General features: G+C 30.6%; 17 protein-coding genes, 1 other RNA gene and 1 other annotated feature. Of the genes, 6 read left to right on the forward strand and 12 right to left on the reverse strand.

Translation table 11 applies throughout. The features are described 5' to 3' along the window. Positions 1–16: 16 nt before the first annotated feature. From BSD9I1_RS13505 to BSD9I1_RS13520, 4 genes are all read right to left on the reverse strand, one after another. On the reverse strand, positions 17–613 hold the full coding sequence (locus BSD9I1_RS13505; RefSeq protein WP_186430798.1) for an aminodeoxychorismate/anthranilate synthase component II: 597 nt from the start codon (positions 611–613) through the stop codon (positions 17–19). Next, positions 614–2,041: an anthranilate synthase component I gene (gene trpE, locus BSD9I1_RS13510; RefSeq protein WP_186430799.1), complete on the reverse strand. Its 1,428-nt coding sequence runs from the start codon at positions 2,039–2,041 to the stop codon at positions 614–616. A gap of 44 nt (positions 2,042–2,085) precedes the next feature. Further along, positions 2,086–2,423: a binding site (T-box leader), on the reverse strand. A gap of 148 nt (positions 2,424–2,571) precedes the next feature. Next, entirely contained in the window at positions 2,572–3,744 is a 1,173-nt protein-coding gene (locus tag BSD9I1_RS13515; protein WP_186430800.1) for a SpoIIE family protein phosphatase, read from the reverse strand. Continuing rightward, on the reverse strand, positions 3,741–5,462 hold the full coding sequence (locus BSD9I1_RS13520; protein WP_186430801.1) for a [Fe-Fe] hydrogenase large subunit C-terminal domain-containing protein: 1,722 nt from the start codon (positions 5,460–5,462) through the stop codon (positions 3,741–3,743). The genes BSD9I1_RS13515 and BSD9I1_RS13520 overlap by 4 nt, the downstream gene beginning before the upstream one ends. Positions 5,463–5,661: 199 nt before the next feature. On the opposite strand from BSD9I1_RS13520, the gene BSD9I1_RS13525 reads away from it, so the two are divergent. The 3 genes from BSD9I1_RS13525 to sdaAA all read left to right on the forward strand — a co-directional run bounded on the left by BSD9I1_RS13525 (position 5,662) and on the right by sdaAA (position 10,468). Next, positions 5,662–6,960, forward strand: a complete 1,299-nt coding sequence (locus tag BSD9I1_RS13525; protein ID WP_186430802.1) for a hemolysin family protein — start codon at positions 5,662–5,664, stop codon at positions 6,958–6,960. A gap of 121 nt (positions 6,961–7,081) precedes the next feature. Beyond that, a complete protein-coding gene (locus tag BSD9I1_RS13530; protein WP_186430803.1) occupies positions 7,082–9,262 on the forward strand; it encodes a cell wall-binding repeat-containing protein in 2,181 nt (726 codons plus the stop codon). Positions 9,263–9,595: 333 nt separating this feature from the next. After that, positions 9,596–10,468: an L-serine ammonia-lyase, iron-sulfur-dependent, subunit alpha gene (sdaAA, locus tag BSD9I1_RS13535; protein ID WP_035308609.1), complete on the forward strand. Its 873-nt coding sequence runs from the start codon at positions 9,596–9,598 to the stop codon at positions 10,466–10,468. Between the two features lie 3 nt (positions 10,469–10,471). Here the strand turns inward: sdaAA and BSD9I1_RS13540 are convergent, their stop codons facing one another. Further along, positions 10,472–11,437: an aromatic acid exporter family protein gene (locus BSD9I1_RS13540; RefSeq protein WP_186430804.1), complete on the reverse strand. Its 966-nt coding sequence runs from the start codon at positions 11,435–11,437 to the stop codon at positions 10,472–10,474. A gap of 164 nt (positions 11,438–11,601) precedes the next feature. Between BSD9I1_RS13540 and mscL the strand changes: the two genes are divergently transcribed. Continuing rightward, positions 11,602–12,024, forward strand: coding sequence for a large-conductance mechanosensitive channel protein MscL (gene mscL / locus BSD9I1_RS13545; protein WP_186430805.1), 423 nt, complete (start codon positions 11,602–11,604; stop codon positions 12,022–12,024). Positions 12,025–12,209: 185 nt separating this feature from the next. Beyond that, positions 12,210–12,356 carry a hypothetical protein gene (locus BSD9I1_RS13550; protein WP_035308604.1) on the forward strand — a complete coding sequence of 49 codons (147 nt, stop codon included), beginning with the start codon at positions 12,210–12,212 and terminating at the stop codon, positions 12,354–12,356. 93 nt (positions 12,357–12,449) lie between these two features. Here the strand turns inward: BSD9I1_RS13550 and rnpB are convergent. From rnpB to BSD9I1_RS13585, 7 genes are all read right to left on the reverse strand, one after another. After that, an RNA gene (rnpB, locus tag BSD9I1_RS13555) (RNase P RNA component class A) lies at positions 12,450–12,792 on the reverse strand. Positions 12,793–12,909: 117 nt separating this feature from the next. Further along, positions 12,910–13,635, reverse strand: a complete 726-nt coding sequence (locus tag BSD9I1_RS13560) for a zinc ribbon domain-containing protein (RefSeq protein WP_186430806.1) — start codon at positions 13,633–13,635, stop codon at positions 12,910–12,912. A gap of 125 nt (positions 13,636–13,760) precedes the next feature. Continuing rightward, on the reverse strand, positions 13,761–14,570 hold the full coding sequence (locus BSD9I1_RS13565) for a Nif3-like dinuclear metal center hexameric protein (RefSeq protein WP_186430807.1): 810 nt from the start codon (positions 14,568–14,570) through the stop codon (positions 13,761–13,763). Next, positions 14,570–15,265 carry a class I SAM-dependent methyltransferase gene (locus tag BSD9I1_RS13570; protein ID WP_186430808.1) on the reverse strand — a complete coding sequence of 232 codons (696 nt, stop codon included), beginning with the start codon at positions 15,263–15,265 and terminating at the stop codon, positions 14,570–14,572. Before BSD9I1_RS13570 ends, BSD9I1_RS13565 begins: the two co-directional genes overlap by 1 nt. Before the next feature lie 68 nt (positions 15,266–15,333). Continuing rightward, positions 15,334–16,401: an RNA polymerase sigma factor RpoD gene (gene rpoD / locus BSD9I1_RS13575; protein ID WP_035308477.1), complete on the reverse strand. Its 1,068-nt coding sequence runs from the start codon at positions 16,399–16,401 to the stop codon at positions 15,334–15,336. Between the two features lie 24 nt (positions 16,402–16,425). Then, positions 16,426–18,192: a DNA primase gene (gene dnaG, locus BSD9I1_RS13580; protein WP_186430809.1), complete on the reverse strand. Its 1,767-nt coding sequence runs from the start codon at positions 18,190–18,192 to the stop codon at positions 16,426–16,428. 239 nt (positions 18,193–18,431) lie between these two features. Continuing rightward, positions 18,432–19,466: a deoxyguanosinetriphosphate triphosphohydrolase gene (locus tag BSD9I1_RS13585; protein ID WP_035308473.1), complete on the reverse strand. Its 1,035-nt coding sequence runs from the start codon at positions 19,464–19,466 to the stop codon at positions 18,432–18,434. A gap of 135 nt (positions 19,467–19,601) precedes the next feature. On the opposite strand from BSD9I1_RS13585, the gene BSD9I1_RS13590 reads away from it, so the two are divergent. After that, positions 19,602–20,669: a CotS family spore coat protein gene (locus tag BSD9I1_RS13590; RefSeq protein WP_186430810.1), complete on the forward strand. Its 1,068-nt coding sequence runs from the start codon at positions 19,602–19,604 to the stop codon at positions 20,667–20,669. The last annotated feature ends 33 nt before the right edge of the window (positions 20,670–20,702 follow it).

Consider the following 20,702-nt stretch of genomic DNA (forward strand, 5'->3'; position numbering starts at 1 on the left):
TGACCCTCCTATATTTCTAATTCTGTTCATAACAATCATCAATTGCTAATACATTCATAACAAAATTTTTCAACATCTCAGAGCCGTATTCTGTAAGAATAGACTCTGGATGAAATTGCAGTCCATATATTGGATATTGCTTATGTTTAAGTCCCATTATAACTCCGTCTTCTGTTTCAGCCGTAACTTCTAATTCTTGTGGTAATGAAGCTTTTTCCACAATTAAAGAATGGTATCTCATCACCTTAAAATTTTCTTTTAATCCCTTGAAAAGCCCCTGTCCATTATTTTTTATAAAAGATGTCTTCCCATGCATTATTTTATCTGCCTCTAATACTTTACCATTAAAAGCATAGCCTATAGCTTGATGTCCCAAGCATATTCCAAGGATAGGGATAGTTTTACCATATTCCTTAATCACCTCTACAGATATTCCTGATTTTTCCGGAGTTCCTGGTCCTGGAGAAATAATAATTCCTTTTACATCTAATTTTTTTATATCTTCAACCTTTATTTCATCATTTCTTACTACTTTAATATTGGGATATATTTCTCCAATCATTTGATATAAGTTAAAAGTAAATGAATCGTAATTATCTATTAATAAAAGCATTTAAATCACCTCTCTCAAAGCTCTTGCCTTATTTAAAGTTTCTTTGTATTCCATTTCTGGAACAGAATCATATACTATTCCTGCCCCAGCCTGTACATAAGCATAGTTATCTTTAATAACTAAAGTTCTTATTGCTATACATACATCCATATTTCCATCATAGGAAAAGTATCCCAAAGCACCAGAATATAGTACCCTCTTTATCTTTTCTAATTCATCTATTATCTCCATAGCTCTTATTTTAGGAGCTCCTGAAACCGTGCCTGCTGGTAGGCACGCTATTAAAGCATCAAAACAATCTAACCCTTCTTTAAGTTTTCCAGACACCGTTGAAACTATATGCATTACATGGGAATAGTGATCTACCTCCATAAATCTATTAACTTTTACAGAACTAAATTCACTTATTTTCCCAATGTCATTTCTACCTAAATCTACTAGCATTATGTGCTCAGCTACTTCCTTTTCATCTTTTAGTAGTTCTTCTTCTAAAGTCTTATCTTCCTCATCAGTTCTTCCCCTTGGTCTTGTTCCTGCAATTGGGTTTGTTGTAACAATACCTTCTTGAACACTTACTAGGCTTTCTGGTGAAGAACCAACTACTTGGAAACCATCAAATTCAATATAAAAAAGATACGGCGATGGATTCGCACTTCTAAGCCTTCTATATATTTCAAAAGCATTAGAATTAGTTTTTACATAAAGCCTTTGTGAAAGTACTACTTGGAAAATATCACCTTTTCTAATATATTCCTTAGCCTTTTCTACCATATTGCAGTATTCTTTTTCAGTTAGGTTCGAAGAAAATTCTTGATTTTCTGATAATGACAATGGGAATTTGCCTTCAAATTTCTTTGTAGCTTCATTTAATTTATTAAGCCTTATATATATTTCATCATAATCTTTATCTTCCTTTTGAACATTATAAATATAATAAATCTTGTGCCTATAATGGTCATAACATATAACGGTTTTATAAAAAGTTAACGCAGCTTCAGGAATATCTATTTCTTTGACATTATTATCTGGAAGCATTTCATATTGTCTTATAACATCATAGCCTACATATCCTATAGCTCCTCCACTAAACGGAATTTTAGAACCTAAAGGATTATAATTTACCTTTAATAACTCCTTTAAAACCTCTAATACTTTACCTTTTTTATTCTCTATCTCATCCTTATTTTTTCTTATTGTTATATTATCTTTATTACTTGTAATAGTCATATAAGGTTCTGCCCCAATAAAAGAATATCTTCCACATTGTTTATCATTAAATACACTCTCTAATAAACACCGATTACTGCCTTTAAGACTATAAAAAATGTTTATCGGTGTCACTTCATCACCATTAGCTTCTAAAACAACTGGGAAAACCGCTCCTTCCTTTTTTAACTTTTCAAACTGTTCTTTAGTAATGTTAATCATAATGTCCCCCTCCTTTATAAACAAAAAAAGCCACTTCGTCCAAATAATGGGACGAAGTGGCCGTGGTACCACCCATATTAATTTTACATTACAGTAGCACATTTATAAAATAAAAAACACTTCATCCCTGCTAGGACGAAGTGTTGCACTCGTTATGCCACCTAAATATAAAATCATCTTTATCAGATACAGATTTTCTCGATATCCTATCCTTTTAACGGTGGATTCCCGGATAATGCTACTATAGGCAATTGCAATTTAAACCTAATTGGCATTTCATCTCACAGACCCATTCAATATAGACTACAGTACCTGGCTTGCACCACCCCAGATTCGCTAAAACTAAACTTCCATATCTACTCTTTCTGATCATTGACTGTAATCCAATTCTAAATCACAGTCAGTATAATGTCAACAGGTTTTTAATTTTTTTATAATTTATCATCTTGAATGTTATAAACATCTCAAATATCATTAATCAATTAATTCAATTATTAAAACATATACCTAATTTAATTATTATTTAGTATTTATATCTCCTTCACTTCTACTTTTTTCCCGAGCTCCACCATTATATCTCTAAGTTCCTTTATTAGTTTTAATTTTATACTTAGCTCTTTTGGAAAGTCATCCTTTTTATGGGCAGGATTTGTAGCTTTTCCTATCCATAAAGTTAAATGCGTACATTCATTTATAAGTATTCTTGTAAGTTTTGAAGCCCCATCTTCTCCAATTATCTTCATTCCTTTATTTCCATTATCGAAATTATCTTTATATTTTTTAATATTTTCTATGGCTCTATTTAATGTAACTACTCCTTCAGTTATTAGATCTATTCCTTCCATTCTCCCTGTTGGTGGTACCCCATTATATATTTTTTCTGTACTTATCTTAATTTTTCTTTTAAGCTCCCTTGCTGCAATATTTCCCGCAGTTCCTCCACATATTATTTTTTTACCTCGAGATTTCATAAATTCTTTTATAAGCTTTGAATCTACTTCTTTATTTAATGGAGGTCCTGTAAATAAATCTACATATTTAGGCATTACCGCTTTAATAGTAACTACTGTGGCATCATCATAGCATCTTCCGCCATATAAACTGTAGGTTATATCTATTAAATCCTCTGTTGTGCTTTTTGCATCAATTTGATCTGATATGCTTCTTTCTAGGTAATCTCTTATATTATCTATGCTCCAATTCATATTCATTGTATTTCCTGGTCCTGCATTTACAACTCCATCACTTAATATAACAATGGCATCTCCTTCTTTAATATAAAATCTACTTTCCACGATTTTTTTTTCATTTATAACAATTTCTTTTTTAGGCATATCCATGCGGCTTCCTGATCTTACAAGTATAAATGATGGGTTTTCATACTCAACTAAATATGTTTCTCCGTCTTCGTATATCTGCACTAAAGTAAACGTAGCATATGCTATGTTTCTTTCTTTACAAATCGGTAGTGTATTTACTACGGTATCCATAGTTTCGTATATATCAGCTCCCCCTTTTAACATTGTAGATGTTATCTTTGCTGTAAGCGTTGCTAAAATGTTAGCTTTGACTCCGCTTCCTAAACCATCTGCCATAACTACTATAAGTCTGTCCTTAAGTCTTACAACCTGTACTATATCTCCACAAAGCTCTTCATTATATTTAACAAGGCTTTGAAATGCAACATCGAAAAAAAGACTCATCTAATTTCACCTTCTTCCCCCTCTACAACCTTTTTAAGCTTTGTAAGTATAAGCTTTGTTTCTGCAGTGGTTTCTCCTAAAAGACTTGCTATTTCCTGAGCTACCCTCATTTGTTTTTCTATGACTTCTTGAGCTGCATTCAATGTATTCTCCTTAACTTTAACTAGAGCCTGTCTTTTCTTCTCTTCCTCCATAACATTTACCATTATTGCAAGTATCAAATCTTCCTTTTCTAAATACACTATACTCTCTATAAGCACTGCATTATATTTGAAAAGTACAACTCTCTTAGCTTTTATGCTATCCATTGTTTCTTTTACATACATAAAATCTTCATCTTGCATAAGCGCAGATATTGGCTTATCCTTTATATTTTCATTTTTTACGAGGAAAAGCTGCTCTCCCGCTGGATTTATTTCCTTTATATTTAGTTCACCGTCTAGTAATATCATTATTGCATTTGAGTTTTTAAATATCATATTAGTAATTTTTTCAGCCTTGTTTCGCATATAATGAAGGCACATAGTAGGTTCTGACATATTTTCATATATAGCAATTGCCTTATCTTTACAGGTATCATATCCACATACCCCGCAATTTAATTCATCATCTGGGCTAAACTTACCCATACTTTTCATTATTGCCTTTAAATATTCTTCATGTGGATTATTTTTCCCTAAGGATTCATCTTTAAATTCACAGTAAAAATCAATGTCATCTTTAACTATATAATCACCACTTTTAGTAGGCTCCTCTTTGCTCTCAATATAACTTTTAACTCTTGAAAGTCTTTTAAAATATCCATTATTCCCTTTTATACTGCTCGGACCTCCGATGCAGCTTCCTGAGCAAGCACTAACTTCTAAAAGTACATTTGTTATTTCTCCTTTAGACAAAGAATCAAAAACCTCCATACACTCTTCTAACCCTGAAACAGATATTTTCTGAAACCCACGGGTATTATCTATTTCTCCAATAGCATTTAAAATACCACCCGTGATAGGATAATATCTAGAATCATTTGAAGAAACATTATAAAACTCTTGACTATCTATATCTTCTAAGTTTATTTTTTCCTCATTCATCCAATTCAAGACTTCTTCATAAGTTAGAACTCCATCTACATTTTCATTTTCATCTTTATCTGCTTCTATCTTTTTTGCAGTACAAGGGCCTATAAACACCACAAAGCTATCCTGCCCATAAACATCCTTCAATATCTTTCCAGAGGCTGTCATAGGAGTTACCACAGGTATTATATAAGGTATTAATGTTGGATAATATTTTTGCACTAAGTAATTCGCTGATGGACAACAGGTAGATATATATATTTCCTTTTTATTCTCCTTAATATATTTTTTGTATTCCTGCGTCACTCTTTCCGCCCCTAGAGAGGTTTCTGTAGCAACTTCAATTCCAAGCTTTTTTAATGCTCCTATGAACTTTTTATAGTCTGCGTCAATATACCCTGCAAAGGATGGAGCAAGCGATGCTATAATTCTTTTTTTTGAGCTTATTGCACTTTTAACTTTATCCAGATCGCTTTCTATATATCTTGCATTTTGTGGGCATATAACAAGACAATGAGAACATCCAATGCATCTTTTTTCCACTATTTCAGCTTGTTCATTTTTAAATCTTATAGCTTTAACAGGACATGTCCTTAAACATTTATAACAATTTTTACAGTTAGCCGTAGAAAAATTCATATGAGCCATTTATTATTCCTCCTGATAATTAAAAATATATAATTATAAATCAAAAATTTTTATATTTTTTGTTTTTTCTTTATATTAATTCCACATACTAATTTTACAATAAATACACCATGTATTCTATAGGTTGTAAATATTGTAATTTTACCAAATATATGATTTAATATATATACTATTTAATTGGAAAGGACTGTTATATTTAATGAATGATTCCCCCAGTATTTTACCTGATTTGTTGTTTATTTTAGTACTTGTACTTATAAATGCATTTTTTGCCGCTTCTGAAATGGCAATAGTGTCTATAAATAAAAATAAAATTACTCGTATGGCGGAAGATGAAGATAATTCTAAGGCAAAACTTCTTTTAAAGTTAACTAATGAGCCTAGTAAATTTCTAGCAACTATTCAAGTTGGTATAACTGTAGCAGGATTTTTGGCCAGTGCTTCTGCTGCCACAAAGCTTTCTGCACCTTTAACTAAGATTCTTAACAATTTAAATATTCCTGGAAGCTCTAATATTGCTTTAATAATTGTAACAATACTTCTTTCATATATAACACTAGTATTTGGAGAACTTTTACCAAAGAGAATAGCTCTTCAAAATTCGGAAAATATTGCTTTATCTGTGATAAAACCTATAGTTTATTTTTCGAAAGCAGCGCTTCCTTTTGTTAAAATACTCACTTTTTCTACTAGCGTACTAGGACGATTATTTGGAATAAATAGCGATAATATCGAAGAAGATGTTTCAGTTGAAGAAATAAAGATGATGATAGAGGTCGGTCAAGAAACTGGTGTTATAAATGAAACTGAAAAAGAAATGATAAATGGCATATTTGATTTTGACGATACTTTAGCAAAGGAAATTATGACTCCAAGAACTAATGTATTTGCCGTAGATTTAACTGCGCCTACTGAAGATGTTTTAGATAAGATATTGGAAGAGAAATACTCAAGAGTTCCAGTATATGAAGAAGATGTAGATAATATAATAGGCATACTCTACGTTAAGGACTTATTCTTTGGGCTAAGACATAATAAATTCCTAGCTGAAGATTTAACAAAACTTTTAAGACCTGCTTATTTTGTACCTGAAACTAAACCTATAGATGTACTTTTTAAAGAAATGCAAAAGGACAAAACCTATATGACAATACTTATAGATGAATACGGTGGATTTTCAGGTATTGTTACTATGGAAGATTTATTAGAAGAAATAGTGGGAAATATATTCGATGAATATGATGAAATGCATATGAGTATTACTAAAATTGATCCAAATACATATATGATAGATGGACTTTTATCTATAGACGAAATAAATGAAGTATTTCATTTAAATTTACCTACAGATAATGCAGATACTATAGGAGGATTTGTGGTAAATTTATTAGGAGCTATGCCTAACGATAATGAAATAGTAGAATATGAAAATATAACATTTAAAATTGAAAAAGCAGAAGATAAACGAATTAAGACCTTAAAGATTACAATCAGTTAATTTAAATTATTCTTTATATTTACTAACATTAGATGTATAATCTAATTGAGGGATAAACTTCCTATTAATTCAAAAATTAGTAGGAAGTAATTTTTTATAAACATAAAGGAGAGATTATATTATGAAAAAAATTAAGGCTTTAGTGGCATCAGCTACCCTAGCGGTAATGCTTAGTGTTACTTGTACAAGCCCTGCTAGTGCTAAAGTAGAAAATAGACTTGGTGGAGAGAACCGCTATGCCACTGCTTATGCTATTGCTGAAAACTTTAATAATGCTGCAAATTCCTTAGACAATGTAGTAATAGCAAGTGGTGAAGGATTTGCTGATGCATTAAATGGAAGTTTACTTGCTAAAAATCTAAATTCACCTCTTCTTCTTATGGGAAAGACTGAAAAAGATAACAACTATGCATTTGATTATATTCAAAAGTATTTAAAAGCTTCAGGTAAAGTATATATCCTTGGAGGAACTGCAAGTGTAAATACTGAAATAGAAAATAAAATCAAAACTCTAGGATATAACGTAGAAAGATTGGCTGGAAATAGTAGATTTGAAACAAATAGTAACATTCTAAGTAAGCTTTCTGTCAAAGAAGGTACTCCTGTATTTATAGTAAATTCCAATGCTTTTGCTGATGCATTAAGTATCTCTAGTATATCAGCTATAAAGGGATATCCTATTATTATGAGTACTAAAGATTCTATTTCTGATACTATAAAATCACAACTTAATAAGATAAAACCTTCCAAGGTTTATATAATCGGTGGAGAAAGTATGCTTTCTTCTAAAATAATTTCACAGGTACAAGCTATTAATCCTTCGTTAACTGATACTGATATAGTAAGAATTTCAGGTAATACTAAATATCTTACTAATTTAGCAGTATGTAATGCATTTAATTTAGATACTAATAATGCTGTAATAGCTTCTGGAGAGAACCTCTCTGATGCTTTAGCTGGAAGTGTCTTAGCCGCTAAATTAAATGCTCCAATAATTCTTTCAAATGGCAAGGACTTTAGTTCACAAACTCAATATTTAAGTGGTACAACTTACACTTCTCAATATATCCTTGGAGAAATAGGTTCTATAAGTAAATCCATTGAAGACACTTTAAATCAACCTACTCCAAATACAAAAGAGGGCCAAACATTTTGGAGTAAATTAAGCGAAGCAAAACAAATGCAATCTGTAGAAGCTTCCTCTAATACAGCAATAAGCTTTTCAGCTTCTGGTTTATCCTCAGAAATGCAGGAAGGCTACAATCAAATGGTATCTATGATCGGCAATAAGATAGATTTTACCTCTAATGTTAAAGTTAATTCTCCAACTAAAACTACAGTTAAAGAAGAAGTAAGAAGTACAGTAAAATTTGGTGGAATGATGGGTGCTATGCCTGCACAAGAAACTTTAATGTGGCTTGATTACTCAAGTAACAATATGAAAATGCTTTATAAGCTTCCTAAGGAAACGATAGCGCCAATAGCAGAATCTGATCCAAATATGGCAGCTCTTAAAGATAAAGACTACCTAATACTTGATTTCAATAAAATGGGACAAATGTCTGATCCTAAAGAAACTACTATAGACTTTGAAAAGTTAAATAAAGTCGTTGAAGAATTTACTCCTCAAATAGAAGCCTTAGCCAAAGAATATACTTTAGGTTACAAACCTAACCTTAACATAATTTCAAAGCTATCAGATGTAACTAAAACACCTGATGGAAGAAATGCTGAAGTTTATAGACTTACACTAAATAATAGCACTTTATCTTCACTTATGAGCTATACCGGAAATAACGCTTTAAACTTTATACAAAAGGATGCTGTTAAAGAGTTTATAGTATCATATATGAACGCTATTACTGATGCTATGCCTACCCCTGAAGGTGAAGCTAAGCCTGATTTCAAAGTTGAAATGGATAACTTAATATCAAGTATGCCATATGTAAGTTTGCAATACAGTAATTTTGTAAATAAACTATCTTCATTAGAATTATTAGGCAGCAAAGGTATCTCCATAGATTATTACTTAAATGAAAACGGCCATGCTATATATGAAACTGGATCTATGGATTTAAAAGTTGATTTAGCTAAGTTTAGTGCATTATCTCCAGAACCATCATCTGCTTTAAAAGGTGTATTAAACTTAAACGTAAACTTTAATACAAACCTAACTAAAATCAACGAAACTGTAGACATTAATATACCAGCATTAAATGATAAAAACTCTATAGACTTTGTAGATTTAATGAACATGATGTATGCACCTATAGAAGTAGAAGATGGAACTGAAATAAAGTAGTATATCGTAAATTATAATTTTTAATGAAAGTCATCTATTAGATGGCTTTCTATTTTTTGTTTACAATGATATATTTAAAGATATTTCATATTTTACTCCACCATTTTTTATTTTTAGGATATAATAAAAATGCAAAGCATTTTAAAATCGCTACTCTCTGATCCCTAGTCTCTAAATTTTAGTTTAATACTAGATACTACATAAGCCAATAAATTACCTTAGTAGATAGTAATATATACATAACGATTAGCGACTAGAGACTAGCAACTATAAAACAAATTGTCTATTATAAACTTAAATTATAAAAATTTAATATAAAGGGAGAGTTAGAAAATGTTTGTAAATACTGGTGAAGAATTAGTAAAAGTATGCGATGAAAAAAACATAAGCATATGGGAGTATGCCTTAGAAGCAGAAAGTGAAGAAAGTGGACTTTCTCAGGATGTTATATTTGAAAAAATGAGAAAAAACTTTCAGGTCATGATAAACTCATCAAATGAAGCTCTTCATACAGAAGTAATATCTGTAAGTGGCCTTATTGGAGGCGATGCTCATAGACTCTATAAATATTCTCAAGGCAGCTTAAGTCTTACAGGAGAGTTTGTAACTAAAGCCATGGCCCGTGCTCTTTCTTCTTCTGAGGTAAATGCTGCTATGGGTAAAATAGTCGCATGTCCTACTGCAGGCTCCTGCGGAATCCTTCCAGCCGCTATAATTTCTGCTGGTGAAAAGTTAAATAAAAGTGAAGATGATATGATAAAAGCCCTATTTACAGCTTCTACAGTAGGAGTAATCATAGCTAAAAATGCCAGCGTATCTGGAGCCGAAGGTGGCTGCCAGGCAGAATGTGGCTCGGCAGCTGCTATGGCTTCTGCAGCAATAGTTGAAATGATGGGTGGTACTCCTAGTCAGAGTTTACACTCATCTACGATTTGCATTCAAAATATAATGGGACTTGTATGTGATCCAGTTGCAGGGCTTGTAGAAGTTCCTTGCGCCCTAAGAAATGCAAATGGTGTAGTAAATGCTTTAACATCTGCAGACATGGCTATGGCAGGCATTAAAAGTGTTATTCCTTTTGATGAAACCATTGCTGCTATGTATAAAGTTGGGAGACAGCTTCCTATGGAACTCAGAGAAACAGCCTTAGGAGGCATTGCTGATACTCCTACAGGTCAAAGATTAAAAGAACAGATTTTGAAATAGGAGCTAGATACTAGCTCCCCATTTTCTTTTAAACTTACGTTTTATCTTTAAAAAGTGCTCCATATCATCTAAAAATTCAAATAATGATGCTCTGTTTTCAAATTCCTCCCGAGTTGTTGGAAGAGGCATTGCTCTAAATATACTTTTTAATTTATATAAATCCTTTATGAGTTTTTCTGCAGTGTTTTCTTCATATATTGAACGTGCTACTTTTTCCGTAAAATCTGCTATCATAATGGTTTGTTCATAGGTTTCAAAAAACTTTCTAAAACTCTTTATCATTCTTTTTATAACTTCAAACTGCCTTATTCTCATTTCCATATACTTTACATAATAGCTCATATCTTTTGTAAAATAATTATTCAAATTATCATAGGCACGTGATCTAGCATTATTTAATTTCTTTTCAAAACTTCTAATGGATTGTTTATTTCTTATATCAGTTTCTTCTCCCCTCATTGCTTCTGCCATTTTCATAAAAATATCTTTCATAGTTTTTTCAATATAAACTTGATCCTTTTTTATTTGGACTTCTATACTTGGCATATAAAGATTTAATATCAAAGCTACTCCAATTCCTATAAACATAAGCCCTAGTTCATTTCTGATCCAATAAATATCTGTAGATTTTTCTACTAGTAAATGAGTTACAAGTACCGAACTTACAACTATTCCGTCCTCGGCTTTTAACTTTACTGTTAAAGGTATAAAAATTAATATAAAAATCCCAAAAGCTATTTCATTATACCCTAAGATATTAAAATCTATAAAGGAAATACCTAACGCAAGTATGGATGCAATCACTCTTTTAATGGCAACCTGTAACGACTGTCTTTTAGTTGTTTGTATACTCAAAATAGTAATTATACCTGCAGCTACGGAATACTTTAGTCCTATTTCTTTTGCTATAATCATAGCTAAAAATGCACCTACTGCAGTTTTTAGTGTTCTATATCCAATGAAATTCATACTTCCTCCTTAATCATCCTATTAAAATATATTATAATAAGATGATTTTTATATAGCAAGGTATTATATTGTAAATTATGTTAATTAAAATTTGCTTTGACTATGTTTTTAAGTTTAAATATAATATAATCATACTTAAGCCAAAATTATCAAGGAGTGATTGAATGCTAAAAGAATTTAAAGAATTTGCTATGAAAGGGAATGTAGTAGATTTAGCGGTAGGTGTTATCATAGGTAGCGCCTTTAATAAAATAGTTTCTTCACTAGTAAATGACATCGTAATGCCTGTTATAGGTATATTAACTGGAGGAGTAAACTTTACATCTCTTAATACAACTTTAAAGGCTGCTGAGGGTAAACACGCTGCTATAACTTTAAATTATGGACAATTTATACAAAACATTGTTGACTTTTTAATAATTGCATTTTCTATTTTTATGGTTGTAAAAACATTAAATAAATTTAGGCGTGAAAAAATTGAAGATGTTAAGCCAGTGGAACCGCCTGCTCCTCCAGCTGATATTCAGTTATTGGCCGAAATAAGAGATTTGTTAAAAAAAGAGGACATACCAAGTTCACTTGAGTAGAGATATAAAAGCATCAGGCATTAACCTGATGCTTTTTGTATCAAAATAAAGTCTTATAATCCAAATTATTCATTAATACCCCCATATACCCAACTCCTCTTATTTTTTAGTACTTTCAAAAATTCTAACTCATTAATACATATTTATTAAATCTGCTGGAAACAATTAAAGATGAGGTGATAAATATGAATAATAACAATACAAACTCTAACAAAAACCTTGTGTTTGCTTCTTTGCAGGAACAACAAGAAAAAAGAATTAGAGAGGTAGAAAATCAATTTAACTCTGAATTTGGAACAGACTATTATTTAATGGCTATGAAAAAGGATTAATATTTTTGTCTGTCCCAAAATAGATATTATAATTAATACATCATTAAATTTATAAAACACAAAAGCATCAGGCGTTAACCTGATGCTTTTCATGTTGCGACTAAGTCTATAAGCCGAGTTCTGTGTTAAACAGTCATCTATCTAGGCCTATCGTTACCAATAGGCTCAAGCGATACACCCGGAAGCGGGACGGGCAATCCCATAATGCTTCCCTATTCGATCTTGCTCCAGATGGGGTTTACATAGCCGCATAGTCGCCTATGCGCTGGTGAGCTCTTACCTCGCCTTTCCACCCTTACCTATATAAAATAGGCGGTATATCTCTGTTGCACTTTCCTTCAGGTCACCCTGACTGGGTATTACCCAGCACCCTGCCCTACGGAGCTCGGACTTTCCTCTCCTGTGTTTCCACAGCAGCGACTGTCTGGCTTACTCGCGAATTCTATTATAACACATTGAATATAAAAATCAACCTATTTTTTGCTGGTAATATTAACTATTACTTAAAAAATATTATCCATAGATTGAAAATCTATTTATTTCAATTACTTATTTATTTATTTTCTGATTTATTATCGGAAAATAATATTCTACCACAGTTATCACAAAATGTTATTTCATTATCTTTATTTATATTATCTATCGTTAGCGCTGACACCTCAATTTTGCATCCTCCACATATTCTATCATTTAACTTTACTGCAACCTTTTTATTTCTACTTTTTATTTCATCAAATATCTCTAAATACTTCTTAGGTATATTCCCTCTTATATTACTAATTTTCTTTTCAATAAGCTCCTTATCTGTGTTAGCCTGATTCACTTTATTGACCTCTTTTTCCTTATAGTTATAAAAATCTTCTTTAATATTATCTAGCTTTTCTCTTAATATTTTTCTTTCCTCTTGTATTTTTTCTTCTCTCTCTAACATACCTATAATCTTATTATCTAACTCTATAAGCATCTTTTTATCATTATTTAGCTTATTATTAATAATATCAATAAGCTTTAAATTAGATCCTGCTTTATTATATAAGTTATAATTTCCTTCTTCTATTTCCTTTTTTAAATTATTTATATTGACATTAAGTTCAAGTATTTCCTGTTTTATTTGTTGCAAACATTCATTTTTATTTATAAGTTCAATTTTCAAATTTTCAAATTCCTTCTTTAACTTTTTCAACTCATACTTATATGAATTATTATTTAAAATTTCATCACATTCACTCATTTTATTGTACTCATTCTGTAATTCATAAATATTTTTATTTAAACTCATATCTTAGTCCTCCTTAAATATTAAATGATTAATATGTTGCTTTATCATTATTTGATTGACAATTTATATAATAAAAAACAAAAATGAATAGATATCCATTCATTTGAACAGACACCTACTCATTTCTATTTATACTTATACGGACATACAGTTTTATTTGATGGAATTATCTCTATATTATGTCCCATTAATTTTATTCTGTTTTTTAACCACTTTCCAACTATTTGCATACCTGGCCATTCTGTATGGAAATGTCCTGCGTCTATTAAGCAAATCCCCTCTTCAGCTAAATCTGAAGCATAATGATATGTAGTATCCCCTGTGATTATACACTCTGCCCCTAATTCCTTAGCTTTTATTAAGAAGTCATTCCCACTTCCATTTATAACGGCAACTTTCTTTATTAACTTTTTTTCATCTCCTATGTATTTTAAAGATATTATATCTAAAGAATCTTTCACTCTATCACAAAGTTCATCTAGTGTAACTGGCGTGCTTAACGTAGCCATTCTACCTAATCCCGTAAAATTATCCGTACTATTCTTATTTGGAGAAATAATTTCGTAGTTTTTAAAGTCTAATAAACTCATTATTATATCATTTATGCCATCCTTTGTTGCATCTAAATTAGTATGACTTGAATAAAGACTTATATCATTTTTTATAAGACTTATTATTTTCTTTCCTAAGATAGTCTCTGTTGTTATAGAAGATGGTCTTTTAAAAAGTAAAGGATGATGGGAAATTATAAGATTACAGCCTCTATCACTTGCTTCTTGAATAACATCTAAAGTACAATCTAAAGCTATTAAGATAGAAGTTACTTCCTTTTGTGCATCTCCTACCATAAGACCTACATTATCAAAGTCTTCTTTTAATTTTATTGGAGCAAATTCTTCGATTATATTTGCTATATCTTGTATTTTTAGAGACATTATCTCAACAACTCCTCCAATTTATAAATTTTTTCTTTAACTTCTTTTTTTCTTAAGTTTGCTAGTGAAGAGTCTTCTTGTATATATTCAAGTATATTTCTATATCTATTTATCTTATACTGTATGAAATTATTTACTAATGGATGCTTTTGTTTAATTAAATCATAGCTTACTTCATAAAATATATCATTTTGAACTTTTCTAATATTTTCATTTGCATTTGCATATCTAATTTTTATTATCTCATAAAATATTTTTTCGTCAATACATAATTCTTCTTTTACAACTTCAAATCCACTATCATATATATATTTTCTTAAAACATCAGGATTTTGTACCGGCTGAAGTATTAAGTAATCTAAGGATTTAAATACTTCCATTCCACTTTCAATCAAATCTTTTATTAAGTGTCCTCCCATTCCTGCTATTATAGCTGCATTTGCTTCTCCTGGGGTTATAACGTCAAATCCAGAACCTAATCTAAGGCTTATATTACCTTCTAAATTTTCTAGCTTTATATTTTCTTCAGCCTTTTCTAATGGTCCCTTATTTATATCACAAGCTATAGCAAATTCACACATTTTATTTTTTATAAGATATATTGGAATATATCCATGATCAGTGCCTATATCTGCTATAGTTTTGCAATTATCAATCATACTACAAATGGTTCTTAATCTTAAACTTAATTCCATACACACTTTCCTTTCTTTACTTTCCAACTTTTCAAAGAAATAAAGCACCCTAAGGTGCTTTCCTAATATTAATCTAAATAATCCTTTAATTTTTTACTTCTACTTGGATGTCTCAGCTTTCTTAAAGCTTTTGCTTCTATCTGTCTTATTCTTTCTCGTGTTACATTAAACTCTTTTCCCACTTCTTCAAGCGTTCTTGCTCTTCCATCATCTAATCCAAATCTAAGTCTTAATACCTTTTCTTCTCTTGGAGTTAGTGTATCTAGTACATTTATGAGTTGTTCTTTAAGCATTGTAAAGGCGGCAGCTTCTGCTGGTGCCGGTGCATCATCATCTGGAATGAAGTCACCTAAATGGCTATCTTCTTCTTCTCCTATTGGCGTTTCAAGAGAAACAGGTTCTTGAGCTATTTTCATTATCTCTCTTACTTTATCTACAGGCATTTCCATTTCCTTTGCTACTTCTTCTGGAATTGGCTCCCTTCCTAGTTCTTGTAATAGCTGTCTTGAAACTCTTATTAATTTATTTATAGTTTCTACCATGTGAACTGGTATTCTAATAGTTCTTGCCTGGTCAGCTATAGCTCTTGTTATCGCCTGTCTAATCCACCATGTAGCATAGGTACTAAACTTAAAACCTTTTCTATAATCAAATTTTTCTACAGCCTTTATAAGTCCCAAATTTCCTTCTTGTATAAGATCTAAAAATAGCATACCACGTCCAACATACCTTTTAGCTATGCTTACTACAAGTCTTAAATTAGCTTCTGCAAGTTTTTTCTTAGCTGCTTGTTCTCCATTTTCTATTCTTTGAGCTAAATCCATTTCCTCTTCTGAAGACAGTAACGGAACCTTACCTATTTCCTTTAAGTACATTCTTACAGGGTCATCTATTGCAATACCTTCAGGAATTGATAAATCTAACTCTTCCTCATGTGGCACCTCTGAATCTTGTATGTCACCTATAACATCTATGCCCATAGATTCTAATACTTCATATATCTTTTCTATTTGTTCAGGGCTTAACTCTACATCCTCTAATTCATCCATAACTTCTTTATAGGTTAAGCTCCCGCTTTTTTTCCCTTTTTCAATAAGCTTTTTTACAAGTTGCATCTTTTCATTTTTATCTTTCATTGTATATATGGCCTCCTTCCGCCCTTACTGCAAGCCATTTAGCTGCTTTTGAACATTCATAAGCTCTTTAGCAACTTTCATGGATTCAGTTACATTACCATTGGCTTCATATTCTTTTATTCTTGACATTATTTCATTCTTTTTCTCTTCTAGCTTATATCTTTTTATTTCCCGTATGCAATCATCTATAAGCAACTTGTAATCTATTTCTTCATTGCTTATATCACTTTGAAGTATACTTACCCACTCCTTTATGATTTCAGACTTCTGACTATTTAATTCAACTTTATTCCCTATTTCTTCTAAAGATAAATTTGCATTTTCTAGTATAGTATTAAATATATATTGATGAGATTCTAATATCATATCCTCTATTTTAATCCTATCCTTAATATAAGAAGTTAATTCTCTCTTTTTTATACTTATCCTTATAAGAAGTCTCTCTGCCTTTATATATGTAGGTTCTATATATAATTTATTTCCCAAAATGGATTCAATATTCACTTCACCTTGACTATTTCCATCCTTTTGGTGTTTTTTATTAACTATTTGGTATAGAATTTCTTCACTTAATTTTACCTTAGTTGAAATTTTCTTTATATATTTATCCTTTTCTACTGGATGAAGATTTCTGATTACTTCAGCTGCTTCTTCTGTATATTTTACTACTTCTTGTGAGTTTTGAAAGTTGGTTTTTTCTTCTATCTTACCTAATTTATAATCCACAATTGGAAGAGCATCTTCTATTAAATTTACAAATGCCTCTCTTCCGTGGTTTTTTAGATACTCATCCGGATCCTTTCCATCTGGAACTATAAGAACCTTAACTTCAAGCCCTTCATCCTTTAAGATATCAAGTCCCCTTAATGTTGCATTTTGCCCTGCGGCATCTGCATCATATGAAATAATTATTTTATCTACAAATCTCTTCAAAAGCTTTGCTTGAGATGGTGTAAGAGCCGTACCTAATGAAGCTACAGCATAATTTATTCCATATTGATAAAGTGATATACAATCCATATATCCTTCTACAATTATAAGTGTTCTGTCCCTAACATCCTTACTTGCAAAATTCAGGCCATATAAATTAGTTCCCTTGTGGAATATTGGAGTCTCAGGCGAATTTAAGTACTTAGGTTTGGAATTATCTAATACTCTTCCTCCAAAACCAATTACCTTATTCCTATAATCAAACACAGGAAATATTATTCTATTTCTAAATCTATCATAAAAAGTTCCTTTTTCACTTTTTATAATAAGCCCTGCGTTTAACATATCGAGTTCAGTATAACCCTTCCCTTTAAGAAATTTAATTAGGGAATTCCAACTATCTGAGGCATATCCAAGGCCAAACTTATTTATTATTTGAGTGGTGACACCTCTCTTTGATAAGTACTGCATTGCATTTTTATTTTTTCTTAAATTATAAAAATAAAATCTAGCTGTTTCTACATTTATGTTATACAATTTTAAATTATTTTGTTGTTGCACATTATTGTTACCATGAGTTATAGTTATGTTTGCTTTATCTGCAAGAACCTGTACTGCATCTGTAAATGATATATTTCTGGTTTTCATAACAAAACTTATGACATTCCCAGCTTCACCACAGCCAAAGCACTTGTAGATTTGCTTATCCGGTGTTACAGTAAAGGAAGGAGATTTCTCATTATGAAATGGGCATAACCCAACATAATACTTGCCAGCTCTTTTTAACTTTACTGACTGTCCTATCACATCTACTATATCACTAGATTCTTTTACCTTTTGAACGACATCTTCCGATATCAATTATTTATTTCACCTAACCTTTTAATTATAATAAACTTTTATATGATTTTGCAACAAAATATCCGTTTTATTTTATATATTCGACAAAAAGAATTATAATCCTTCTCCTGAAGCAAATATTAGTGTAAGTTTTATATTATATTTATATATTCTGTAAAAAATAAAAATATCCTTCATAATTTTTATTTTTTATTTTATTAGACACAAACATTATTTTTCCAATTAACGCAGGTTTTATACTAATAAATTACAATTTTAGGAACATATATTTGATTGAATATAATAAGGCAATAATCATCACTCATCCCTGATATGTAATCTGCAACTCCTCTATACAATCCTTCCGCTTTTACAATTTTTAAATAAAATTCAGGCATTTTTTCAGGATATTTTATATAATATGTAAATACTTGTTTTAATACAAACTTGGCCTTATCTCTTTCTTCTTTTAATATAGGTCCCTTATATATCTTTTCAAACATAAATTTTCTAAGTTCTATTAAAGCCTTTTCAACTTCTGAACTTAAACATACTTGTACTTTGCTGCCTTTTATATTATTTAAAGTATTATAAACAAGATCTTTCACTAGCGTATCTACTCTTTCTCCATGACTTTTTCCAAGAACTTTAAGAAGCTCTGGCGGTATTTCTTCTTCCTTTAAAAGCCCTGCTCTTATAGAATCATCTATATCATGATTTACATATGCAATTTTGTCACTATATCTTACTACTTGCCCTTCTAAAGTAAATGCTTTATCTCCTTTTTCTCCCTTAGAAAAGCCGCTATGATTCAATATTCCATCTAAAACTTCCTTTGTTAAATTTAATCCTTTTCCCTGTCTTTCAATCTTTGTAAGTACTCTTATACTGTTTTCATTATGTCTAAATCCTTCTGGAAGTAACTCATTTAATACATCTTCACCATTATGCGCAAAGGCTACATGCCCTATATCGTGTCCTAATGCTATAGCTTCAATAAGGTCCTCATTTAAACCTATAGCTTTACCTATGGTTTTTCCTATTTGGGCTACTTCTAAAGTGTGAGTAAGCCTAGTTCTATAGTGATCACCCCAAGTTTTTATGTATACTTGAGTTTTATGTTTAAGTCTTCTAAAGGACTTACTATGAATTATTCTATCCCTATCTACCATAAAACAAGTTCTTATTTCATCATTGTTCTCAGCGCTTGCCCTCCCTTTAGAGTTTACAGATAACGAAGCCCCTCTTATTAAAATCTTACTTTCATTTTCTTCTATTGTTTCTCTAATTAACATATTCATCACCACTTTTATGTATTCTATAATAATACGCAAAACTCCTTTTATTTTTAGCAATATAGAAATTACTATGTATAATATTAAATCGTAAGTAATATCATTATAATATATGAATAGATAAGGAGTGTTTATATGCCAAGTATGGCTTCAACATATAGTTATGATTTATTATCCGAAGAAAATATAAAAAAATACGTGCTTCCTTATTATAACCTGGAAAATTGCCCTGTTGAAAGGGTAAAGTTTAAAGATACAGATAAACAACGAGCTGTCTATAAAGTTTTAGATACAAATAAAAGTTACTGCCTTAAAAAAGTTTACTTTAATAAAGAAGACTTGCTATTTGTATATTCAGCTATAGAATGGCTCTATAGACACAATGTACTTGTTCCTAGAGTACTACCTACATACAATAAAAGTAGGTTTGTAAATTATAATGGCATGCTTTTTATATTAACAGATTGGATTGAAGGCCGAAAATGTAGTTACGATGATGACTCAGATACTTTGATCTCTGCCTTAAATCTTGGAAAAATACACAAATGTACAATAAACTTCAAACCTATCAAAGGGAGCAATTTACGCTCCGAATTTGAAGATGTAACTATATCTACATCCAAACATTTTGGTGACCTTTTAAACTGCTCAAATAAAGCATTTAGGTATAAGGATAATTTTTCAAGATTATTTCTTCAAAACTTTCATGACAACTTTTTACTTGCTAAAACTTCCCTTTCCATATCCAATAGCATAAACTTCAATAACTTAGGTACTTCCTTATGCCATCTGGATTACGTAAATAAAAATATAATATTTGATAAGAACAACTCTATTTGGGTAATTGATTTTGATAAATGCAAAATTGACTATTGCGTTCATGATATATCTTATTTTTTAAGAAGAATATTAAAACGTGATAAAACTAGATGGAATTTTGATTTGTGCATAAGATGCTTAAATATGTATGAAAAAATTCGCCCTTTAAATTTAGATGAATACAAATATATTTTATCATATTTAAGTTTTCCACAAAAGTATTGGAAAATTTCCAGAGATTATTATAACAATATAAGAAAGTGTAATAAAACTTCTTTCTTTACATTGCTAAAAAAATCTGTAAATAAAACTGAAGAACACTGTAAATTTGTTTATGAATTTGCAAAATATATAGAAGAAAAATTTCAAACTACAATAAATTAGAGCTAAGTCCTAAATATTTAGGACTTAGCTCTT

Origin of the sequence: Clostridium sp. BSD9I1 (assembly GCF_900185645.1) — a bacterium.
GTDB lineage: Bacteria > Bacillota > Clostridia > Clostridiales > Clostridiaceae > Clostridium_AK.